14 protein-coding genes and 1 tRNA gene are annotated in these 23,959 nt (G+C 59.9%); 6 read left to right on the top strand and 9 right to left on the bottom strand.

The window, feature by feature from the left end; all coding sequences use genetic code 11:
- Positions 1–3: 3 nt before the first annotated feature.
- From FSY45_RS08585 to FSY45_RS08570, 4 genes are all read left to right on the top strand, one after another.
- Positions 4–642 carry a response regulator transcription factor gene (locus FSY45_RS08585; protein ID WP_046461485.1) on the top strand — a complete coding sequence of 213 codons (639 nt, stop codon included), beginning with the start codon at positions 4–6 and terminating at the stop codon, positions 640–642.
- Between the two features lie 265 nt (positions 643–907).
- The gene (locus FSY45_RS08580; RefSeq protein WP_148748025.1) at positions 908–8,227 is read left to right on the top strand and encodes a retention module-containing protein; all 7,320 of its coding nucleotides are present in this window, start codon (positions 908–910) and stop codon (positions 8,225–8,227) included.
- Between the two features lie 277 nt (positions 8,228–8,504).
- Positions 8,505–9,188: a transglutaminase-like cysteine peptidase gene (locus FSY45_RS08575; protein WP_177341103.1), complete on the top strand. Its 684-nt coding sequence runs from the start codon at positions 8,505–8,507 to the stop codon at positions 9,186–9,188.
- Between the two features lie 65 nt (positions 9,189–9,253).
- Positions 9,254–11,239, top strand: a complete 1,986-nt coding sequence (locus FSY45_RS08570) for a LapD/MoxY N-terminal periplasmic domain-containing protein (protein ID WP_046460798.1) — start codon at positions 9,254–9,256, stop codon at positions 11,237–11,239.
- Positions 11,240–11,306: 67 nt separating this feature from the next.
- Here FSY45_RS08570 and FSY45_RS08565 read toward each other — a convergent pair whose 3' ends face one another.
- A complete protein-coding gene (locus FSY45_RS08565) occupies positions 11,307–12,296 on the bottom strand; it encodes a bile acid:sodium symporter family protein (RefSeq protein WP_046460799.1) in 990 nt (329 codons plus the stop codon).
- Between the two features lie 119 nt (positions 12,297–12,415).
- On the opposite strand from FSY45_RS08565, the gene FSY45_RS08560 reads away from it, so the two are divergent.
- On the top strand, positions 12,416–13,348 hold the full coding sequence (locus tag FSY45_RS08560; RefSeq protein WP_046460800.1) for a LysR family transcriptional regulator: 933 nt from the start codon (positions 12,416–12,418) through the stop codon (positions 13,346–13,348).
- A 4-nt stretch (positions 13,349–13,352) separates the two neighbouring features.
- Here the strand turns inward: FSY45_RS08560 and FSY45_RS08555 are convergent, their stop codons facing one another.
- The gene (locus FSY45_RS08555; RefSeq protein ID WP_046460801.1) at positions 13,353–13,661 is read right to left on the bottom strand and encodes a hypothetical protein; all 309 of its coding nucleotides are present in this window, start codon (positions 13,659–13,661) and stop codon (positions 13,353–13,355) included.
- Between the two features lie 963 nt (positions 13,662–14,624).
- On the opposite strand from FSY45_RS08555, the gene FSY45_RS08550 reads away from it, so the two are divergent.
- Positions 14,625–16,193 (top strand): sensor domain-containing diguanylate cyclase, encoded by a 1,569-nt coding sequence (locus tag FSY45_RS08550; RefSeq protein WP_046460803.1) that lies wholly within the window; start codon positions 14,625–14,627, stop codon positions 16,191–16,193.
- Positions 16,194–16,879: 686 nt separating this feature from the next.
- Here FSY45_RS08550 and infA read toward each other — a convergent pair.
- From infA to prfB, 7 genes are all read right to left on the bottom strand, one after another.
- Positions 16,880–17,143, bottom strand: a complete 264-nt coding sequence (gene infA / locus FSY45_RS08545; protein ID WP_003061434.1) for a translation initiation factor IF-1 — start codon at positions 17,141–17,143, stop codon at positions 16,880–16,882.
- Between the two features lie 23 nt (positions 17,144–17,166).
- Positions 17,167–17,385, bottom strand: a complete 219-nt coding sequence (locus FSY45_RS08540) for a hypothetical protein (RefSeq protein ID WP_003053604.1) — start codon at positions 17,383–17,385, stop codon at positions 17,167–17,169.
- A 316-nt stretch (positions 17,386–17,701) separates the two neighbouring features.
- Positions 17,702–17,777 (bottom strand) — tRNA-Thr (locus FSY45_RS08535).
- A 13-nt stretch (positions 17,778–17,790) separates the two neighbouring features.
- Entirely contained in the window at positions 17,791–18,813 is a 1,023-nt protein-coding gene (locus FSY45_RS08530; protein ID WP_003061245.1) for a class 1 fructose-bisphosphatase, read from the bottom strand.
- Between the two features lie 58 nt (positions 18,814–18,871).
- Positions 18,872–19,855, bottom strand: a complete 984-nt coding sequence (locus FSY45_RS08525; protein ID WP_231879697.1) for a hypothetical protein — start codon at positions 19,853–19,855, stop codon at positions 18,872–18,874.
- A gap of 11 nt (positions 19,856–19,866) precedes the next feature.
- Positions 19,867–22,569, bottom strand: a complete 2,703-nt coding sequence (gene pepN, locus FSY45_RS08520) for an aminopeptidase N (protein WP_046460806.1) — start codon at positions 22,567–22,569, stop codon at positions 19,867–19,869.
- 18 nt (positions 22,570–22,587) lie between these two features.
- Positions 22,588–23,692, bottom strand: a protein-coding gene (gene prfB / locus FSY45_RS08515; protein WP_100086375.1) for a peptide chain release factor 2 whose coding sequence is annotated in 2 segments (ribosomal slippage) — positions 22,588–23,610 and positions 23,612–23,692 — 1,104 coding nt in all. Because the reading frame shifts where the segments join, the coding sequence is not laid out codon by codon here.
- Positions 23,693–23,959: the final 267 nt, after the last annotated feature.

The following is a 23,959-nucleotide window of genomic DNA, read 5'->3' as shown; positions in this document are numbered from 1 at the left end:
TCTATGAATGCCTTGCCTGTATTGATGCTGACTCAGGATGCCACGCTGTGGCAGGAATGGCAGCAGATCGCAGGCCCTCAGTGGATGCCTGCGCGCGGCCAGAGCCTGGCCGATTTGCAACGTTGGAAGCAGCAAGGTCGTACCGTGGTAGTGCTGGATGCAGCCCTGCCATCCTTGCCCGAGTCGACTGCGGCCCGCTGGATTGAGCTGCTGAAGGATCTTCAGGTTCTGGTTCTCAGCAACCGTCCTAGCGATGAGGAGGGCCGAAACTTGCTATCCCGCGGAGCATGTGGCTATGCCCATGCGCAATCGAGCCCGGAGGTGCTGTCGCGGATGCTGCAAAGCATGGCTGGCGGCAACATCTGGCTTGGACGTTCTCTGTTGCAGCGCTTGTTGCGCGATGTGGACGCCCGTCTGCCTGAGCATGAGTCGGACTGGGCCGAACCATTGTCTGCACGCGAGCAGGAGGTTGCCCGCTATGCATCGTTGGGTGACAGCAATGCGGAAATTGCCGAACGTATGTCCATCAGCGAGCGTACCGTGCGCGCCCATCTGTCTGCTGTTTTTGAGAAGCTGCAGGTACAGGATCGATTGATGCTGACATTGAAGGTTCACGGTATCGGGCGCAAGCAGCTGGCTTGAGCCTGATTTTTAAACTACTGATGAATACATAGTCACCTCCGGTGTTTGTCCCTGGAGTGTCTGTTGCTGAAAAGCCTGAAGCCTGCATATTGCAGGCTTCAGGCTTTTTTTGATCTACAGCAGCAGAGATCGAATAAAACAGATCCCGATTGGCTTTGGCGCCAATAGTGCAGTGGGGCCTTGGGTCCTACCATGTCAGCTGAAATATTGGAGAGGTGCCTTTGTGCACCTTCACTTTTTAATCTGACTGGATAGGCAGACCCTCATGGCAGCTCAAACCGTTCTCGTTACCAAACTCACTGGCCAGGCTTGGATGCGTGGTTCTGATGGCAATCTGACGGTGCTCCGTGAAGGCATGCGCATCCCCGCTGACGCCGAGATAGTGACGGCTTCGGGTAGCACCGTGCAGTTGCAGGCGGACGGTCAGCCACCGCTGATGGTGGGCGAGAACCAGGATGTGCATCTCACTGCAGACCTGATTCAGCCGCCTACAGTGGAAGAGGCTGCTGTAGCGAGTCCCGCGAGTGCAGAGATTGACCAGATCATTGCGGCCATCAACGCCGGTCAGGATCCGTTCGATGAGCTGGATCCCACGGCGGCCACATTGTCGGGTGGCAGCGAGGGTGGCAGCACTTTTGTGCGCCTTTCCAGCATCATTGAGGCAGTGTCGCCGCTGGCGCTGGAGTACGGACGTTCTGTACCAGCGACTACCGTCCTTCCACTTTTTAGTGGGGTGAGTGCTTTGGCGGACAGCACGGATCAAGTTACGCCGATCCAGCCTGCCACAAGCATTCCTCAGGCCAGTGCTGATTCGGGTGCGATCTTCGAAGATGCCGTATCTGCCTTGCAAGGCAATGTGCTCGCCAACGACAGGTTGGGTGAGGGGACTCTGACAGAGCATCGAGTTGTTCTGGTCGGCGCAGATCAAGGGCTGTACGGCAAGATTACCCTCAATTCCGATGGCAGCTATAGCTATCAGCTTGATAGCAGCTTGAATGTTGTGCAGGCATTGGGTGTGGGTGAGACCCTGGTCGAAACTTTTACGTATACCCTGGTCGATAAAGACGGCGCCAGTTCTTCCTCGACATTGACTGTCACCATCGTTGGCACCAACGACGATCCAGTCCTCACCGGCAAGGCCGATGGGGCTTTGGCCGAAGACGGCGTGTCGGTGGTCACCGGCAAGCTCGACGTGGCCGATGTCGACATCACCGATACCCACAGCTGGAGCGTCAGCAACGAAGGTAAGGGCCAGTACGGCAGCTTCTCGGTTGACCAGAACGGCGAGTGGACCTATGTGCTGAACAACGACGATCCCAAGGTCCAGGCCCTGGCTGAAGGTCAGAAGGTCACCGATACCATCACCGTGACCGTCGACGACGGTCACGGCGGCACAGCGACTCAGGTCATCACCGTCACCATCACCGGCACCAACGATCTGCCCGTGGCGCCCAACTATCAGCACACCACGCCGGAAGACCAGCCCGTCAGCGGCAAGGTCACCGGCACCGATCCCGATGGCGACACGCTGACCTACACGGTCGACAAGCAGCCCGAGCATGGCAAGCTGGAATTCAATCAGACCACCGGCGAGTACACCTACACGCCGAACGAAAACTATAACGGCCCCGATCAGTTCACGGTCATCGTCGATGACGGCCACGGCGGCAAGACCACTTCCGTCATCGAGATCGGCGTCACCCCGGTCAATGACGCACCGCTGGTTCCCAATTATGAGCATACGACGCCCGAGGAACAGCCCGTTAGCGGCAAGGTCGTCGGCACCGACGTCGATGGCGACAACCTGACCTACACGGTCGACAAGCAGCCGGAGAATGGCACGCTGGTGTTCAACCCGACCACGGGTGAATATACCTACACGCCGAACGAGAATTACAACGGTCCTGACCAGTTCACGGTCATCGTCGACGACGGCAATGGCGGCAAAGCCACTTCGATCATCAATATCGGTGTCACGCCGGTCCTCGACGTACCCACGATTACCGTCTCCGACGCCGGTGACGTGAACGAAGGTTCCTCGGCCACGTTCAACATCAGCCTGCAAAACACGGTCGACCTTGACAAGGACACCACGGTCACGCTCAAGCTGGACGGCCAGATCGAAACGGCCGATCACGGAGCGCCGACGGTCACCATCGGGGGCCAGACCGTCCAGGTCACAGCGAATGCCGACGGCACCTACAGCTTCACGCTTCCCGCTGGCACCACGGGAGGCATCGTGGTCACGGTTCCGACCCACGACGACGCAGTCTTTGAAGGCCGTGAGCAGATGACGCTCACGGCTACCTTGACCGGGGAAACGTCCAGTGGCACGCTGCCGTCCGGCATCTCCGACTCGGGTAATGCCGTAATCGTCGACACCGAAAGCACGGATCCGGGCAACCCCAATCCGGGCGCTGACGTCCCGACCCTGGACGTCTCCGATCCAGGTACTGTCCACGAAGGCTCCGACGCCACGTTCAACATCACGCTGGGCAAGGCCGTCGACGCCGCCACCACCATCACCTTCAAGCTGGGTGGTGACATCGAATCCGACGACATCGGCACGCCCGTGGTCACCATCGGTGGCACCACGGTCACCCTGGTGAACAACGGCGACGGCACCTACAGCTTCCAGGTCCCGGCCGGCACCACCGGCGGCATCGTGGTCACCGTTCCGACCACCGACGACGCCGTCTTCGAAGGCAGCGAGAAGCTGACCCTCGAAGCCACGCTGAGCGGCAAGACCGCCAGCGGCGTGGATCTGCCCGCCGGCATCACCGACACCGGCAACGCCGCCATCGTCGACAGCCAAGGTCCGGGCGCTGACGTCCCGACCCTGGACGTCTCCGATCCAGGTACTGTCCACGAAGGCTCCGACGCCACGTTCAACATCACGCTGGGCAAGGCCGTCGACGCCGCCACCACCATCACCTTCAAGCTGGGTGGTGACATCGAATCCGACGACATCGGCACGCCCGTGGTCACCATCGGTGGCACCACGGTCACCCTGGTGAACAACGGCGACGGCACCTACAGCTTCCAGGTCCCGGCCGGCACCACCGGCGGCATCGTGGTCACCGTTCCGACCACCGACGACGCCGTCTTCGAAGGCAGCGAGAAGCTGACCCTCGAAGCCACGCTGAGCGGCAAGACCGCCAGCGGCGTGGATCTGCCCGCCGGCATCACCGACACCGGCAACGCCGCCATCGTCGACAGCCAAGGTCCGGGCGCTGACGTGCCCAAGCTGGATGTAAAGGATGCGGGCGATGTCATCGAAGGCAACGCAGCGAACTTCAACGTCAGCCTGGACAAGGCAGTTGATGCCGAAACCACGCTGACCTTCAAGCTCGGCGGCGAGATCACCGCGGCTGACCATGGTGTTCCCACTGTCAGCATCGGCGGCCAGTCCGTCACCGTCACTGCCAACGCCGACGGCACCTACAGCTTCCAGGTCCCGGCCGGCACCACCGGCGGCATCGTGGTCACGGTTCCGACCACGCCCGACGGCATTTACGAAGGCCGTGAGAGCATGACCTTGACGGCGACGCTGACCGGTGCCACCGTCAGCGGCACCGCGCTGCCCTCGGGCATCACCGATAGCGGCAACGCCGCAATCGTCGACATCAACAAGCCGCCTGTCGTTGGAGATGGAAACACGGCCGTCTCCGAAGAAGGCCTGGCTGGTGGCATCAAAGACAGCAACGGTACATCGGATACGACCGATTCGCCCCAGGCGAACGGCCAACTGTCGATCACCGACGACAACAACGCCACCTACAGCATTACGCTGGTTGCGCCCGCCAATGGCGCCCTGACGTCCCACGGCACGCCCATAGTCTGGACGCTGTCCGACAATGGACACACGCTGACGGGCCGCGCGGGCGGCACGGACGCCATCGTCATCAAGATCGACGATAACGGCGCCTACAACGTGAAGCTGCTGGCTCCGGTCGACCACCCCGACACCTCGCGTGAAGACACGCTGGGCCTGTCGGTCGGCGTCAAGGTGTCGGATGGCGTCAATCCGGCGGTGTCCACCAACATCAACATCACGATCGAGGACGACTCGCCGGTGGTGCAACCGAACGACCCCGTCTCGGTGCAGACCACCAACATCCCTGATGTCTACACGGGCAAGGTGAGCTTCGCTGGTTCCCAGACCAGCACCAACCAGATGAAGATGACCTTCGGCAATGGCGCGATTGAAGTCACGGCCAAGGGCTTCACGTCCAAGTCTGACTTGACGCTGATCGACGCCAATGTCAACCAAAGCAAGACCGGTCTGGGTGTCGCAAGCAAGGATGCGCCGTATCACAACATCGCCAACGAAATCGACTACCGCGTTGGACCGGATGGCAAGGGCGCGTCCGAAGAACTGACCATACGCCTGACCGGTGGCAAGGTTGCCTATGGCGCCACTATCGATTTCGGCGCCATGTACGGCGGCGAGGTGGAAAGCGGCGTCGCGAAGTTCTACCGCAATGGCGTGTTGATCGCCGAACGCACCTTCACCTCCGACCAGAACGGCGGCGACTATGCGGCCAACTTCCGCGTCGAAGAAGGCGGTTTCGACACGATCGTGATTTCGGCTACGGACAACCACAAGAGCTCGTCCAGCGACAACAGCGACTTCACCGTCACCGGCATCACCTTCCTGGGTAGCAATACCGTCCAGGCCATCGCCTACGGCGAAGGCACGCTGAATTACGGCTACGGCGCCGACGGCGCAGGTCGTCTGGAACTGACGGGTGCGGAAGGCGGCCTGAAGACGCGCGACGGCGCGAACATTACGACGACGCTGAGCAACGGCAATCTGATCGAAGGCCGCGACCCGTCGGGCAATCTCATCTTCGAGATGCGCTTGACGCCGGCCACCGGCAAGTGGGAGTTCTATCAATACCAGCCGATGCAAGGCACCGCGGACGGCAAGCTCGATTTCACCTACAAGGTGACGGATGCCGACGGTGACTCCACTGCTGGCCACTTCGAAGTGGCGGGTGTGGAACCTCCTGCTCCCAGCGTCAACATCGAGGACTACAACCTCGCTGCGCCGGGCGCCATCAGCGTGTCGGAAGCCCTGGCCTCCGGTAGCGGCACGTTCACGATCACCGCGAGCGCAGGCCTGAAGTCGCTGACGCTCGACGGCCCGGGCAACGCCGACGCGTCCCTGACGCTGGACCGTCTGGCCGACCTGGTGAACAATCCGGTCACGCTGACGACCAGCAAAGGCACGCTGACGCTGACCGGATACGACGCCACGACCGGCAAGGTCAGCTACACCTACCAGACCAGCGGCCAGCAGGCGCACACCGGTGACGACACCAACGTGCAGGACCACTTCCAGATTACGGTGGAAGACAAGTTCGGCGGCAAGGCAACGGGCGACCTGGGCGTGCTGATCACCGACACGGCCCCCAGCCTCAAACCGATCGCGGAAAGCTCGGCGCTGTCTTCGCACGGCACCAACATCATGCTGACGCTGGATACGTCCGGCAGCATGAATTACGCCAGCGGCGTGTACAACGGTTCGACACAATTGTCCCGCCTGGCCGTGCTGAAGTCCTCGGTCAACAGCCTGCTCGACAAGTACGGAGAGGCCGGCGACGTGCGCGTTCTGGTTCTGGAATTCAACAGCAGTGCCACGCAAAAGGGCAGCGGCTGGATGTCCCTGGCAGAAGCCAAGGTGTTTGTGAATGCCCTAGGTTATGGCGGCAGCACCAATTATCAGGATGCGCTGAACAAGGCAATGGCCGCCTGGAACAGCTCTGCCACGGGCAAGCTTGAAGGAAACAACGTCCAGAACATCTCCTACTTCTTTACCGACGGGGAACCAGACAGCAATCGCTCGGTTGGTTCGACCCAGCAGGCGGCCTGGGAGACGTTCCTCACCGACAACCATATCAATTCCTATGGCATCGGCTTGGGCACTGGTGCGACTGGCGGCTACATTGATCCGGTCTCCTACAATCCCGACCGTCCCGGCGACAGCAACACCATCCTGGTGACGAACCTGAACGGTCTGGACGCTGCGATCGACGGCACCATCGCACCACCCATCAACGGCGACATCGCCGCGGGCGGCACGTTGGGCGCCGACCTGAGCGGCGCGCGCATCACGCAGCTGGTCATCGAAGGCAAGACCTACAACTACGATGCCGCAACCAACAAGGTGACCGCCACCTCGGGCGCCACGTATAGCTTCGACGCAGCCACGTCCGAACTGACCGTGACCACCGCGCATGGCAAGTTCACGCTGGACCTGGCCGGCGACAATCTGGGCAACTACTGCTACGTGCCGAAGACGGCCGGCACCGACATCATCCAGTTCACGGTGCAGGACGGCGACGGCGACACGGCAAGCTCCAGCATCACGGTCAACGTGACCCCGCCGGTGTACCAGACCCCGGATGCGGTGAATGACAAGATCATTACCAACATCTTGGGCACGCAGCTCACGGTTCAGTCCGGCGCACTGCTGGCCAACGACGTGCGCGGTACGGGTGCGCTGACTATGGGCCCGCTGACAGTGAATACGGGCTGGGATCAAGGCAAGGACTTCACGCGCAGCACGTTGAGGACCTATGACATCTCCAACAACAAGAACACTAAGGAACTGACGATCGCGCGCGGCGAGTTCACGAAAACTGGCGCAGGCGAGAACAAGGCACAACTGGCGGTCAAGGGCTATCTGGACAAGGTCGGCGCCAGTAACGGCAACGATCAGGATACGCTGCTGGTTCCGCTGGTTGCGGGTGAGGTGTTGACGCTGAGCCACAACCTGAACGGCGGTTGGATCAGGGTGGAGTACCGCCTAGCCGGCTCGGGCGATCAATATACCGTCGTCCCGAGTGGCGGCAAGATCCCGGTGACGGAGTCGGGCGACTATGAGATCCACGTCGTTAACGTTCTCGACAACGGAAATGGCTCCAACGCCGCGGAGACCTACACGCTGACGATGAACGTCGACTACAGCAACGTCAACCTGGACGGCGCTACCGCCAACAGCTCGTACACCATACAGACGGCCGACGGTCACAGCGACAGCGCTAATGTCTCAGTAAGCTACCAGTCGGGTGACCACCTGGTGGGCACCAACGATAGCGAAATCCTGATGGCTGGCTCCGGCAATGACACGCTGAGTGGCGGCAAGGGCAATGACGTGCTGGTCGGTGGCAAGGGCGATGACACATTGATTGGCGGCGAAGGAGATGATGTTTTCCTGTGGTTCAAGGGCGATCAGGGAACCACTGCGGCTCCTGCCAAGGATGTGATCAACGATTTCGGTAAAGGCGGCTCCGACACCAACGGCAATGATGTGCTGGACCTGCATGATCTGCTGCAAGGGGAGGAGGGCAGCAAGGATCTGTCCAAGTTCCTGAATTTCTCCAAGAGTGGTGCAGATACCGTACTCAAGGTCTCTACCGATGGAAATTTGGGTGCTGCAGGCTCCAACTACGATCAACTGATCACATTCAAGGGAGTGGATCTCACCGCTGGGCACTCGTTGACCAGCACGGCGGATCAGAACGCCTTGATCAAGGAGCTGATCGATCAAGGCAAGCTCAAGATCGACCACAGCTGATAAGCAGCCCCCGGCGAGGTCAGGTAGAAGTCTTGAAATATCAAGTCTTCTGCCTTTTCGCTCAGCTGTGATCGGCAGCTTGTTTCAAGAGCTTGCTTGATTGGTTACATTTGTGAGCATTGAATCCTGACTGCGTTCTCATCGACCTTTCAAGATTCATAGCGGTCATCACAATATTTACAGGCGTCTCAAGCAATTTATGTCTTGCGCGCCTGCTCTTTTTGCAACTCGCTTGAGTACTTTGCCTAGCCTCCTGTTTCCACAGCCCGTGGAAAAAATGCAGCGCCTGTCGCGCAGAGGCATGCTTTTGTATGGCTCGGCGCTTGTCGGGGGCTGGGCGCTGCAGCGCGGGTTTGACGCCGCAGCGCTGGATTTCGACGGCGAGCGGCTGCAGAGCAGCATGCAGTCTCGTTATGGCGCCGCAGGTGTCCAGAGGCTGGGTCAGTGGCTGACGATGCTGCAAGCCCAGAAAGACAGGTCGCTGCAGCAGCAACTGCCGGCCGTCAACACGTTCTGGAATCGCGCAGTGCTGCAGTCGGAGGACAGCGTCCTCTGGTCCCAGTCGGACTATTGGGCAACGCCTCTTGAAACCCTGGGCAGGGGGGCTGGAGACTGCGAGGATTACGTGATTGGCAAGTATTTTTCGCTGCTGCGCCTAGGCGTGGCGGTAGAGAAACTGCGCCTGATCTATGTGCGTGCCCGCCTGGGGGGCGTGGGTAGTACGCAGAGCATTGCGCATATGGTGCTGGGCTATTACGAGACACCTGCAGCCGAGCCGCTGGTGCTGGACAGTCTGCTGGACAACATCATGCCGGCAAGCCAGCGCAAGGACTTGACTCCTGTATTCAGCTTCAATGCACAGGGTGTATATGTCGCGGGCGCACAGCCTGCTTCGGTGGACAGGATTACGCGCTGGCGCGATCTGCTGGCGCGCATGAAGCAGGAAGGTTTTTTGCCATGAATGTCATGTTTGACGGTGCGGGCAGCGGAGCCATGTTGAATGGTCCACAAAGATAAGGCAGCAAGATGTCGTTGTTAAAACAACTTTTGATCAGCGTGACGGTGGCCATCGTGGCCATCCTGATCGGCACCCTGGCTTTCAGCATTGGTGCTGCGCGTCAGTATCTGGATGGGCAGTTGCAGTCCGAGAGTGAGAACGCCGCATCTTCGCTGGCCTTGTCGCTGTCGCAGCCGGCCAACCAGGATCCGGTCACGCAGGAGCTGCTGATGATGGCCTTGTTCGATGGCGGGCAGTTCAAGCTGATCCGCCTGGCGTCCCCGCAGGGCGAGACCTTGTTCGAGCGCAGACGCGACAACGGCATTACCGATAGTTCTGCCTCTGCTGCCAAGCTCAAGGACGGTGCTGCTCCGCCGTGGTTTGTGGAGGTGCTGCCGCTGCGTTCGCCAAAGGCAGAGCGTGTGATCAGCGATGGCTGGAAGCAGGTTGGGCAATTGACGCTGGTTGTGGACGACAGCTATGCGAGCCAGGCACTGTGGGGCAGCAGCGTGCGCTTGACGGGTGTGGTGGTGCTGGCCGGGCTGGCCTGGGCTTTCTTTGTAGTCTTGCTGTTCAGATGGTTTCGCAAGGTCTTGCAGCAGGAAATCTCGGCGCAGGTTCAGGCGATTGGACGTCAGGCAGGAAGTGAGGCACCGGCGAAGCCCGTCAAGGCCGTGGTTGCCGAGCTGGTGCCCGTACTCAGCGCCATTGCAGACACCCGAGAGCGGGTGCAGGCTACGGCGCAGGAGCAAATGGAGCGTATCGAATCACTGGAGCTGGAGGTCAATCTTGATCCAGTTACTCAGCTGCCGAATCGCAAGTACTTTGTCAATGAGTTGCGTCGCGCGCTCAGCGAAACTGATGGCGGTGCGGCACATGGCCATGTGATGCTGTTCAGGCAGCGTGATCTGCTGGCTCTGAATGCGCAGATGTCCCGGGCCAGTGCCGATGCATGGTTGGCTGCGATGGGTGAACAGGTCAATCAGGTGTTGAAGAGTCATGCCGAGTGCAAGGCCCAACTGGCGCGCCTCAATGGCTCGGACTTTGTGGTTCTCATGCCGGCCCTGGCCGGGCCCCAGGCCATGTCGTTGGTGCAGCAGATCCGACAGGTGCTGCTGTCCATGCGTGTGACCTTGAGCAGCGGCCAATGGTGCCGCTGGAGCTTTGCCCTGACCGATTACTCGGCATCGAGTTCGGTAACAGGTGTGCTTGCGCGGCTGGACTACGGTCTGATGCGAGCCGAGAGTTCGGGCCAGGCCGAGGTGGAATATGTAGCCTACGGCGATGATGAGGTGGTTTCCGATCTGGCCGGAGAAACCTTGTGGCGTCAGATGCTGATTGCCGCCCTGGAGGCACAGGATGCGCTTTCCCTGTCCGTTCAACTACTGCAATTCAAGGGCCGAAACGGGATGCAGGAGCGCGGCGAAGCGTCGCTCTCGCTGCGCACTGCTTCCGGCGAGACCTTGATGGGGTCGCTGTTCTTGCCGGTCGCCGTGCGCCTGGGCTTGTCGGCAGAATTCGATTTGCGAGCGGTGGCCCTCGGGGCTGCATGGCTTGAGCAGAACGATTGCGAGCTGGTCATTCGAATCTCCTTGCCCTCGCTGGCCCAGCCCGACTTCCTGGGCCGGCTGCGTGAAGAGCTGAGTGCACAGAAGTGGGAGCATCGCCTGTCCCTGCTCTGTCTGGAGCTGGATGCGCATGGACTGACGGCTTATCCCGAGGAAGTGGCCGAGTTCTGTCGGGCCATGGCATTGGCCGGTGTCGGCGTGGGACTGCGCCGTCTGGATCAGCAGCCCATGGGCCTGACCAAGCTCCACACCTTGCCGCTGCGCTATGTGAAACTGGGTGGTGAATTCTCGGAGCAGGCTGCGCAAAGCCCTGGTGCCTTGCATCTGCTGCAGGCCATCGTCGAGACTGCGACTGGGCTTGGAATTCAAGTGGTGGTGACCGATGTCGTCAATACGGAGGCTGCGAAGCTGCTGCGTCAGCAAAACGCGCTGACGCTGCTTACTTGAAATGATGGATCTTCCGTGAAAAGAACAAGGGGCGCATGAAGCGCCCCTTTTTATGGGTCTTGTGCTCTTAATGAGCTTCGCTCTGATCGGCGATCTGCACACGCTTGGCATAGCGCTGCGCCAGTACGGCGCAGACCATGAGCTGGATCTGATGGAACAGCATCAGCGGCAGCACGATTGCACCCACGGAGGCGGCGGGAAAGAGCACATTGGCCATGGGAATACCACTGACCATGCTTTTCTTGGAGCCGCAGAACACGAGAGTGATCTCGTCCTCCTTGCTGAAGCCCAGGCGGCGTGCACCCCAGGTGGTGATGAGGAGTACGACGGCCAGCAAAATGCAGCACAACACGATCAAGCCCAGCAGCGAGGGCAGGGGTGTCTGCTTCCACAGGCCGCTGATGACGGCCGCGCTGAAGGCGGCATAGACCACAAACAGGATGGAGCCCTGGTCCACCAGCTTGATGATGGAGGCACGACGCTGCAAAAAGCCGCCGATCACAGGACGCATCAGATGACCGATGACAAAGGGCAGCAGCAGCGTCATGGCAATCTTGCCAATGGCATGCACTGCATCGCCACCCTCTGCATTTTTGTGCAGTATCAGGCTCACCAGAATCGGCGTGACCAGAATGCCCAGCAGGGTAGAGGCGGACGCGCTGCACACGGCGGCCGGTACATTGCCGCGCGCCATGGAGGTGAAGGCAATCGCCGATTGCACCGTGGCGGGCAGGGTGCAGAGAAACAGCACGCCGATATACATCTCGGTGGTGACCAGGGGCGAAAGCACCGGGCGCAGCGCCAGCCCCAGCACGGGGAACAGCACAAAGGTGGCGATGAAGATCCAGATATGCAGGCGCCAGTGACCTATGCCCGCCAGGATGGCCTGGCGCGAGAGCTTGGCGCCGTGCAGAAAGAACAGCAGGCTGACGATGCCGGTGGTGGTCAGCTCCACATATTTGGCGACCTGGCCCGAGGCGGGCAGAAAGCTGGCGAAGATGACGGTGGCAATCAGTGCCAGTGTGAAGTTATCGGGGACAAAGCGGGGGCGAGACATATTCTTGAACTGAAGCCATCGATGCAAAGCACCGGACCGGTGCGCGATGGCTGCGTATTGGACACGCAATCCATTTAAAAGAGAAATGGATTTATTCGATAGACCTATAATTTTTTGATATGAATATTAGTCTGCGTCAACTGCGTGCCTTTGTGGCAGTGGCCCAAAGCAGCAGTTTCAGTCGTGCTGCCGATGCCCTGGCATTGACCCAGCCTGCTGTCAGCCGCAATGTGACGGATCTGGAGCAGGCCTTGGGCTTGCTGCTGCTGCATCGCACCACGCGTGAGGTGGAGCTGACCGAGGCAGGCCGTCTGCTGCTGGGCAATCTCTCGCGCGTGCTTGAGGATCTCGATGCCTGCCTGCTCGAAGTGCAAGGCCTGGCGACTCAGCGCAAGGGCCGCGTGAAGGTGGCCAGCAGTCCCACGCTTTCCGCCAACCTGCTGCCGCAATGCATTGCGCGTGGCAGACAACAGTCACCGGGCGTCAATATCCAGCTGCTCGATCGTATTCAAAGCGATGTGCTGCTCAGCGTGCGCAGCGGGGAGGTGGATTTTGGGGTGGTGATCGACCCATCCGAGAAACAGGACCTGCATGCACAGACCATCCTGACCGAGCCTTTTTGTCTGGTCTGCCTTTCCTCGCATAGCCTGGCGCGCAAGAAAGAGGTGCACTGGGAACAGCTGGCTGGTGAATCGTTGGTGCTGCTCGATCATGCGTCGGGCAGCCGACGCCTGATCGATGCCGCACTGCAGGCGCATGGCGCGGCTGCATCGGTGGTGCAGGAGGTGGGACATACGGCCACCATCTACAGCATGGTGCAGCAAGGTCTGGGTTTGAGCGTGGTGCCGCGTCTCGCCATTCCCTCGGCCTGGGCAGCTCAGACTGCTACGACTGCGGCAGCTGGCAGTGCCGCTTTGGTCAGCCGTCCCCTGGTGCCCCGGGTGCAGCGCAGCATCATGCTGGTCAAGCGGCAGCAGCGTGAGCTATCGCCCGTCGCGCACTTGGTCTGGGATCTGATTGCAGCGGAGGCTGTCGGCCTTCTGGGCGAATAGCGGCTCAGGGCCTGAGCACGATGCGTGAATCAATCACCAGCCCTTGCGGCTGCGGCGCGACATATACCGGCTGGGGCGGGGCTACATAAACAGGTTGTGGCGCATAGTAGGCATCTGGACGATCTCTGCACTTGCGCTTTTCCTTGTACTCGCCATTGCTCTTCCACTTGCGCTCCACTTTGCAGTGGCCGTCCCAGTACTCTTCCTTGTGCTCGCGCTTGTGGTGATGACGATCATGTGCCTGGCTGCTCAGTGGCGTGGCAATCAGCACCACAGGCAGGCAGATGGAAACAAGAGCAAGGATTTTCTTCATTGTGGGTGGGGCAGTCCATGGCCCAAGCCATGGCCGCATCGGTTTCAGAACGCTGCGAGCATAAGCGCAATGCACCGAAGAGACTGTATCAATTCATGAGCGAGATTTGTGCTGTGGCTGTGCGCTGGACGTGCGTGAGGTGCTGGTACTTATGCAAAAGAGAGCGGCTTGTGCTTGAAATACATTAGCTTTGACATGATTTCTATCTGAAATCAAGTAAATTGAAATGGAACAAGCTATTCAAAAGATAGCTTTTCAATGGATAACTGCTTTGATCTGGACCGTGGTAGTAGACACAGCTACTCGAATGTCATGGCTTCAGGAGACGGATATTGATTTCGCAAACCGGAGCCGGGATTGGCTGAGCCTCGCAAGACCGCTTTGGGCTGGGCCGGCTCGCTGGTTTCCTATCGAGGCATGTCTGCGCCCGAAGAGGCTTCGATTGCTGGATTGCATGTCTGGACCATGGCCGCTGCTTTCCGGGCAGACCTTTTCTGATGGTGTTGCCTTGGTCGCTCGGCTGGCGCGTGCGGTCAAGAGATGGCTCGGCTCTGGCGCTGTCTATCGCCGGATCGATGGCGCCACAGAGGGGTGATCCCATGTCCTGCTCACTGGATGGATCACCCGTCTGCCAGCTGTTCCCATCGGCAAGCCGGGCAGGCGAACCAGAATGTCCTATGTCGATGGGCACCAGGCACAGTCTGCCAACTGCTGCCGCAGCCCTAGCAGCCCTAGCAGCCCTGGGAGCTGTGCCGCATTGTTTCCTTGAGCAGGAATGATCGCTGCGGCCCCGTTGGCAGTGATTGAACCGTAGCTTCAGGTCCGGCCTCGTCTGCTGCTCTGCCCCGTGTCGTTTCACGAGATGGTGGAAAATCCGTCCGACCCTGTCCAATCTAAGCAGGGAAACTACAGGCAATGCAAAAGTGCCGCTCTTGCCAGGTTGACGATGAGAGGAGTGTCGAGGTGTGGTGTCGAAAAAAGAAGAGGGAGGCCAGCGTCACCAGTCGTGGTGGCGGGTGCAAAGTTCTGGCTGCCAAGCGCGATGCACAGCTGGCGACCAGTCTGCTGTTGGTAATCTGGGTCTCTGTACTGGTAGCCACCAGCTGGCAAATCTGGTCGGCGCATCAACGCACTCTGAGCGAGATTGATACCAACAATCGCAATCTTGCACAGACGCTGAACACCTATGCCGAGGGGGTCTTCACCCAGAGCTCCATGCTGCTGCTCGGCATGCTTGAGCGCCTGGAGGTGGAGGGCACCACGCCTGAGCATCTTGCGCGCATGCAGCAACTGGTCGGTCGCCAGGAACATCTGCTTTCCCAGCTCAATGAATTGCTTGTCATCGATGCGAGCGGTCAATGGCTCATGTCATCGAGAGGGGGATTTCTCGAGGGAAGCAACAGTGCTGACCGTCGCTTTTTTTCATACCACCGCGATAACCCGTCGCACGAAATCTTCATCGGTGCGCCCATACGTAGCCGCTCTACAGGGGAATGGGTGCTTACCATCAGCCGGCGATTTGAGAACCAAGAGGGGGACTTTGCCGGGGTCATCGTTGTCGTGCTGGGGATAGAGAACTTTCTGCACTTGTTCGGCAAGATCGATGTCGGCGAGCAAGGGTCTATCGGATTCGCAACGACCAGCGGACAGTTGTTGGTGCGTTATCCATTTCGTGAACAGGATCTGGGGCGTGACTTCTCTCGCTCCCCTAACTTTCTGCGCTATTACTCAAACCTGAAATCCGGCACGGCGTCCTTTGAGTCCGGCATAGATGGAACGGAAAGGCTATATGCCTTCAGGAGCAATGATCGTTATCCCGTTTTCACGGTGGTGGCCCGGGGGCGGTATGAGGCACTGCAAGCCTGGCGAAGCCAGGCGCTGCTGACGGCTGGTGTGGTGCTAGGCCTGCTGGCAGTTGTCACACTGATAGGCTGGCGTCTGATCCTGCTCATCCGACAGCGTGCGCAGGCAGAGACATCCTTGATGGCAGTGCGTGAGAAGTTGCTGGATGCCAACCTCGAACTGGAGCGGTTGGCCACCCAGGATTCTTTGACAGGGCTGGCGAACCGGCGACGCTTCGACGAGGTACTGCAACTGGAGGTCCGGCGTGCCGCGCGTGACGGGACGGTGCTCTCGCTTTTGCTCATCGATCTGGACCATTTCAAGGGGTTCAATGACCGCTATGGTCATGTCGCCGGCGACGAATGCCTGAAAGCGGTGTCGTGGCAGCTGGAGCTGTCGGCCAAGCGCTCAGGGGATCTGGCAGCACGTTACGGCGGAGAGGAACTTGCCATCATTCTTCCCAATACCGCGCTGGAGGGGGCCATGCGCGTTGCCGAGGAGTTGCTGAAGTGCATACGAGGACTCGACATTGCCCATGAGTCCAGCCAATTCGGCCATGTCACTGTGAGCATAGGAGCGGCATGCATGCAGGGCAGGCATGGACTGGCGAGTCCGCTGGATCTGGTTGAAGCGGCCGATCAAGCCCTGTATCGGGCCAAGGCGGCTGGGCGCAATCGTGCCGAGTGCTGAACTGTCGGAGCTGATCTCTCGGATCCTTGGACGACATTCAAGCAATCTGAGGGCGCGAGCCATCATTTCAAATCCGTAGTCTTGCCAAAGGGGAACGCTGCCTGGAGGTATTTGTCGATCCATGGCCAAGAGGTCGGCGCAGGACGCAGCAAAAGCACCGAAGTCGGTTGGCGTATTCCTGCGAATATCTGGCCTGAACACTGGTGCCCGCGAACGCAGGCAGGTTGGCCTATCGCATGATTTACGACAGGGCATCATGTTGATGCTGGCTCTGATAGTTATGACCTGCATCGAGGCCAGCGCTACGTGCAGGAAGGTCGCAGATCTACAAGGAAATTCAACACTTGCAGCGAGGGGCAGGAGCTGGGATGAGGCCGGCGATAGCAACGCCACCGATGACTGGTGGCGGACTTTGTGCATGCCTGATTCCCGGCTGGTCAGGCTGGATGTGCAGGCGGTGGGAATCTCAAACAAATGGCGTGAGAGTGCCTCAGCGATCCATATCGATACGCGCTGAAGGCAGTGCGAGCATCGAAGAGCCAGAGCTGACCTCTGCGATCTGCATCTGGAGCAGGCAGAGCTTGCAATTGAGCTGCAGGCCGGGTGCTTGCGCGGCCCCGTGATCCTGCAGCTGACACAAGCATGTCGAACTGGTCGCCGTAGCGCACCAGATCAACCGCCGAGGCTTAGTGGCGGCGCTGCTGCGGCGCAGGGTTGCTGTTGTTGGAACGCTCGATATGACGGAAGGTCAGGCGACCCTTGTTCAGATCATAGGGAGACATCTCCAGCGTTACTTTGTCGCCTGCCAGCACGCGAATACGGTGCTTGCGCATCTTGCCGCCGGAATAGGCAATCAGCTGGTGGCCGTTGTCCAGCGTCACACGAAAGCGGGCGTCCGGCAAAACCTCGTCCACTCTGCCTTGCATTTCAATCAATTCTTCTTTGGCCAAAATATTTCCTTTCTACAAAGAGGTCAGTTCAACTGGTTGTCCAGCACCATGCTGCGCCCCTCGGCGAGGGCATATTTGCTGGCCATATCCGGGGTGTCGAACTGGCGGATAAACCTGAAAATCCGGTCATAGGTTCCGCGTCGGATGGAAACCGCTGCAGCAACCTTGCCGGAGTGAGTCATTTGGGTGAGGGCAGTCACAATGTAGTTGCCGACACGCTCTGTGATTTGTTCTGTATGCATATCGAGTCAACGGGCGGCACAAACCCAGGGCAGGGCATGCCGACCAATGAAAAATGAAGGAGTCCAGCTCTGATGAGCCGGGATCAAATAAGCCAGCCGCTTGCGGGTGGCTTAAGCTTCTTGCCATGGAGTGCTATGACTGTATGGAGTCAAGCGTGGGCAACGTGAGAACTGCCTGAGAGATACTGCGCAGGGCAAGTGCCACGCAGCAATCCGCAGATTATAAAGCATTGTTCTTTTATGCGCAAATCGTGATGAAACCGAGGAGCCGCAAAAGAAAAAGCCCCAGGCTCTTGTGAACCTGGGGCTTTTATTCTGGTGCCGGAGAGATGAATCGAACACCCGACCTTCTCATTACGAATGAGCTGCTCTACCGACTGAGCTACACCGGCGATAAGCTATAGATTATAGCGCTTTTTCATCGGCTTCGAGGTGGTAGCTGGTCACGCGTTCCACTTCGTTCTTGGAGCCGAGGACGACGCTCACTCGCTCGTGCAACTGCGTTGGCTGGATGTCCAAGATGCGCTGGCGGCCGTTGGTGGCCATGCCACCGGCCTGCTCGACAAGCCAGCTCATGGGATTGGCTTCGTACATCAGGCGCAGCTTGCCGGCCTTTTGCGGCTCGCGCTTGTCCCAGGGGTACATGAAGATGCCGCCGCGGCAGAGAATGCGGTGGACGTCGGCCACCATGGCAGCAACCCAGCGCATGTTGAAGTTCTTGCCGCGCGGGCCGTCTGCACCTGCCAGGCATTCGTCCACGTAGCGCTTCACCGGGGCGTCCCAGTGGCGCATATTGGACATGTTGATGGCGAATTCCTTGGTGTCTTCGGGGATCTTGACGTTTTCCTCGATGAGTACGAACGAACCTTGCTCGCGGTCCAGCGTGAACATGGAGACACCGTCGCCCACGGTCAGCACCAGGGTGGTCTGGGGACCGTAGATGCAGTAGCCGGCAGCCACCTGTTGGGTGCCGGGCTGCATGAAGTCGCTGTCGTGCACGCCAGGGTGGCCTTCAGGCTTCTTGAGCACGCTGAAGATGGTGCCGATGGACATGTTGATGTCGATATTGGACGAACCGTCCAGGGGGTCGAACATCAGCAGGTATTCGCCCTGAGGGTAGCGGTTGGGCACCACATAGATGCCTTCCATTTCCTCCGATGCCATCGCGGCCAGGTGGCCGCCCCATTCATTGGCTTCAATCAGGGTCTCGTTGGCGATGATGTCCAGCTTTTTCTGCACTTCGCCCTGCACGTTTTCGCTGCCGGCCGTACCCATGACGTCGCCGAGCTCACCTTTGTTCACGGCAAAGCTGATGCGCTTGCAGGCGCGGGCCACCACTTCCAGCAGCAGGCGCAACTGGCCGGGGATGAGCCCGTCAACACGTTGTTGCTCGACCAGATAGCGGGTCAGGCTGATGTTTTTCTTCATGCTTCAACTCCTTGATATTCGATGCAAATCTGAAATGGACTGAGGGCAGGGGGCCCGATCACTTGCCTGGACGCCCTGCATTGCGCTGCTCCAGTTCTGCCAGCAGCTCCTTGACGCGGGTTTGCTGCTTGCTGTCTTTCTGGTTCAGCGCGTATTGTTCATAGCGGGCCAGCCATTGGCGGGCCTGCGGTTCTTGCTTTTGCTCATGGGCAAGGACCATGAGCTGGAAATAGCTGTCGTAGACGGTGGCATGGTCTTGCGCCGCCTGCGCAATCTGCAGACGCTCCTGAAGATAGATGGCAGCTTGATTCAGATCGCCCAGCTCATAGCAATTTTGCGCAATATTGGTGAGTACACCGCGTATTTGCTGCAGCTTGCCCATGGCTTTGAGTCGTTCACGTGCGACAGGAAGCAGTCGCTCGTTGGCTTGCCTGGCCGCGCGAAACTGCCCCAGTTCATGCAGCAGATATCCTTCGTCCTCATAGACGCCGAGAATCTGCATCTGGCTCGGAAAATCCAGAGCCCGTGCAGGCCTCACGCTCTCGTCCCAGCGCATTTCGGCGGGTAGCACGGCAATCTGCTGCAGCGGGTATTGAGCCTGAAAGGCTTTGACCCACTTGAGCGCCGCTTCATGCTGCCCGGCATCTGCCAGCCAGCGGATGCTTGAGTAGCGCAGAAAAAAATGAGCGTATGAAAGCTCCGGGTCCTGAGTGCCGGACAAAGCCGTCAGTGCCGTCTGCGCTGCTCCGGCTGCCTCTTTGGGCATGCTTCGGCGGGCGTAGACGCTGGCCTGTGTGTAGTAGAGCCGGAAGATATCGCGTGCAGCGAACCCCGGCTTTTTCAACAGCGGCTCCAGCGCCTGCAGATCGGCACTCATGGCTCGTCCGCTGAAGCTGCCGCCTTCGCTGAAGACAGTGGCATAGAGGGGCGCAAAACGGGCTTCGAATCCCGCATCAGGCTTTGCTGCCTGAGTGCTCAGCGACATGCTCGCCGCAGCGACGGCAAGGGCCTTCATGCCCCGAGCCGCGTGTCGAGCAAGCATGTTCAGACCCATCAGTCCGCCAGGGCGCGGGTGATGACCTCGCGCACGTCGTTGGACAGATCGGGCTTGGCAGCCACACGGGCGATGGCTTCGCGGGCCGCAGAGCGGTAAGGCTCAGCCAGTTTCTTCCAGCGGTCCATCACCCGGGCCAGGCGGGAGGCCACCTGGGGGTTGATGCCGTCGATCTCGATCACGCGATCGGCCCAGAACACATAGCCCGCCGCATCGGCGCGGTGGAAGGCGCCGGCATTGTTGCAGTAGCTGAAGATCAGGCTGCGTGCGCGGTTGGGGTTCTTGATCTGGAAGTCGGCATGCTTCATCAGCGCCTTGACTGCCGGAAGCACATCGCCACTGCGGTCGCTGGCTGCACCTTGCAGCGCAAACCATTTGTCCAGCACCAGTGCGTCCTGCTTGAACAGGGCGTGAAAGCGCTGAAGCGCCTGCTCGGCCAGCGGGCTGGCACTGTAGACCAGGGCGGAGAGGGCCGCCATGCGGTCCGTCATATTGCCGGCATCCTTACAGCGCTGGTAGGCCTTGCCGGGCCAGACCGTGTCGCCGGTGCGGGCCGCCTGCAGGCACAGCATGGACAGGGCGCGGCCCGCCAGCGCACGGCGGCCGGCGCTGACATGGTCGGGGCGATAGGCGCCGGTGTCGCGGTTGGCCTCCCAGATGCTCTCCCACTCGGTCTGCAGGGCGGTCGCCAGCTGCAAGATCATGGCTTCGCGCACGGCATGAACGCGCTGCGGATCGACTTCGGCCAGTTGCTCGGCGATATAGCTCTCGGACGGCAGCGTGAGCACCAGGTCCTTGAACGCCGCGTCCAGCTTGTCGTCGCGCAGCACGCGGCGCATGGCTTCGATAAAGGCTTCAGGCAGGATCTCGGCACTGGCGTCGCCGCTGGCCGCGATGGCCTTGAGGGCATAGCGCAGGCCCAGGCGCTGGCTGGCTTCCCATTGGTTGAACGGGTCGCTGTCATGAGCCAGCAGGGTCAGCAGATCGGTATCGCTGAATTCATGCTCCAGCACCACGGGTGCGCTGAAGGTGCGCAGCAGCGAGGGCACGGGGGCTTCGCTCACATTGCTGAAGACAAAGCTCTGCTCGGCTTCGGTCAATACCAGCATGCGGCTGGTGACTGGCTGGGCCGCATCTTCGCCTTGCAGTTGCAGGGCGATGGGTTGGCCGCTGGCCGTGAGCAGACCCATTTGCACGGGAATGACGAACGGCAGTTTCTCGGCCTGACCCACGGTGGGCGCGCAGCTTTGCGACAGCGTCAGCGTATAGGTCCGGGCGTCGGCATTGTATTGGCCAACCGCCTTGAGCACAGGCGTGCCGGCCTGGCTGTACCAGCGGCGGAATTGCTGCAGATGTTGAGCCAGAGCAGAGTCCGGGTTGGCATCGGCAATGGCTTGCGAGAAGTCATCGCAGGTCACGGCCTGACCGTCATGACGCTCGAAGTACAGCTTCATGCCCTTGGCAAAGCCTTCGCGGCCGACCAGGTTGTGCTGCATGCGCACGACTTCCGCGCCTTTTTCGTAGATCGTGACCGTGTAGAAGTTGTTGATCTCGATATAGCTGTCGGGGCGCACGGGGTGGGCCATGGGGCCGGCATCCTCAGGAAACTGCACGGTGCGCAGCACGCGTACATCGTCGATGCGCTTGACGGCACGGGCCGAAGCCGTGCCCGCCATGTCCATGCTGAACTCCTGATCGCGGAATACCGTCAGGCCTTCCTTGAGGCTGAGCTGGAACCAGTCGCGGCAGGTGACGCGGTCACCCGTCCAGTTATGGAAGTATTCATGACCGACGACGGATTCGATATTGGCGTAATCGGTGTCGGTGGCCGTGGCCTGACTGGCCAGAACATACTTGGTGTTGAAGATGTTCAGGCCCTTGTTCTCCATGGCGCCCATGTTGAAGTCGCTGGTGGCGACGATCATGAAGCGGTCCAGGTCCAGGCTCAGGCCAAAGCGGGCCTCGTCCCATGCAACGGAGTGCATGAGGGAGTTCATGGCGTGCTCGGTCTTTTCCAGATCGCCAGGGCGCACAAAGACCTGCAGCAGGTGGTCGCGGCCGGCACGGCTCTTGATCTTCTGCTCGCGTGCTACCAGATTGCCGGCCACCAGCGCAAACAGATAGCTGGGCTTTTTGTGCGGATCGACCCACTTGGCAAAGTGGCGGCCGTCCTCCAGATCGCCGGACTTCACCAGATTGCCGTTGGACAGCAGCACCGGATACTGGACCTTGCTGGCGCGCAGCGTGACGGTGTACATGGCCATCACGTCGGGGCGGTCCAGGAAGTAGGTGATGCGGCGGAAGCCTTCTGCCTCGCACTGCGTGAAGAACGTGTCCTCGCTCACATACAAGCCCATGAGCTTGGTGTTCTTGATGGGGGCGCAGGTGGTGAAGATTTCCAGCTCCACGGGCTCGTTGCCCTCGGGCAGATTCTCCAGCACCAGCTGGTCGCCATCCATCTTGAAGGAGGTACCACCACCGTTGACCATCACACGTGCCAGATTCAGCTCGTCGCCGTCCAGGCGCAGTGCCTGTGCCGGCACCTCGGGGTTGCGGCGCACGCGCATCTTGCTGAGCACGCGCGTCTTGGCCGGGTCCAGGTCAAAAGTCAGGTCCACCGTGTCGATCCACCAGGCCGGGGCCTCGTAGTCGGCACGATAAATCGCGGTGGCCGGGGCTTGCCCGTCACGCAGTTGCAGCATATCGATTCCTTTCTAGGATCAGAGGCCTTGCTTGAGCGAGGCTTCGATAAACACGTCCAGGTCGCCGTCCAGCACCTTCTGGGTGGCCGAGACTTCGACGTTGGTGCGCAAGTCCTTGATGCGGCTGTTGTCCAGCACATAGGAGCGGATCTGGTGACCCCAGCCCACATCGGTCTTGGTGTCCTCGAGCTTTTGCTGCTCTTCCATGCGCTTGCGCATCTCGAAGTCGTACAGCCTGGAGCGCAGGCGCTGCCATGCCACGTCACGGTTGCTATGCTGCGAGCGGCCGTCCTGGCACTGCACCACGATGCCCGTGGGGATGTGGGTCAGACGCACGGCCGAGTCGGTCTTGTTGATGTGCTGACCGCCGGCGCCGGAAGCACGGTAGGTGTCGGTACGCACGTCGGACGGATTGATGTTGATCTCGATGGAGTCATCGATCTCGGGGTAGACGAACAGCGAGGAAAAGCTGGTGTGACGGCCGCCCGAGCTGTCGAAGGGCGATTTGCGCACCAGGCGGTGCACACCGGTTTCGGTGCGCAGCAGGCCATAGGCATACTCGCCTTCGACCTTGATGGTGGCGCTCTTGATGCCGGCCACGTCGCCCGGAGTCTCTTCTTCCACCGTGGCCTTGAAGCCCTTGCGCTCGGCATACTTCAGGTACTGGCGCAGCAGCATGCTGGCCCAGTCGCAGGCTTCGGTGCCGCCGGCACCGGCCTGGATGTCGATGAAGCAGTTGAGCGGATCGGCTTCGCCGCCGAACATGCGGCGGAACTCGAGCTCCTCGATCAGCGGCTTGAGCTTGGCGGTTTCGGCTTCGATGGTTTCAAGGCCGGCATCATCGCCTTCTTCCTTGCTCATCTCGAACAGCTCGGAATTGTCGGCCAGTTCGGTGGTGAGCTTCTCCAGGGTCAGCACGACGGAGTCGAGCGACTTCTTTTCCTTGCCCAGCTCCTGTGCCTTCTTGGGGTCGTTCCAGACGGCAGGGTCTTCCAGCGAGGCGTTTACCGTGCGCAGGCGTTCGTACTTGGCATCGTAGTCAAAGATACCTCCGGAGATCTGCCGTGCGCTCGGCCAGATCTTGGAGGGTGTTGCCGATAGAGTTGACGCGTTCTGCTTCCATGGTGAATCCGTTGTTCTTGCTGATAAATAAGGGCTGATTTTCTCATGCCGGACGGCTGTAAGGATGCAATGGCCTTCGACAGGGTTTTTGAGTGCTTCATCGGGGTGTCTTTTTGAACCCAGCTATGCCCCTGATACCACCATCGGTTTTATTCATGGATGCCGTTACTCGAAGTAACAAATTCTGAATAGAATTCGCAGGCGCGCGCAGTGTGTACGCGCTTTCAGGCAGTTTTCCCTATATCCCATCTCGCAGGTGCCAGACCTT

The sequence above is a fragment of the Comamonas sp. Z1 genome, from assembly GCF_008121555.1.
Taxonomy (GTDB): Bacteria; Pseudomonadota; Gammaproteobacteria; order Burkholderiales; family Burkholderiaceae_C; genus Comamonas; species Comamonas thiooxydans.
The sequence above is the reverse complement of the archived record's forward strand: the minus strand, read 5'-3'. Positions and strand labels throughout refer to the sequence as shown.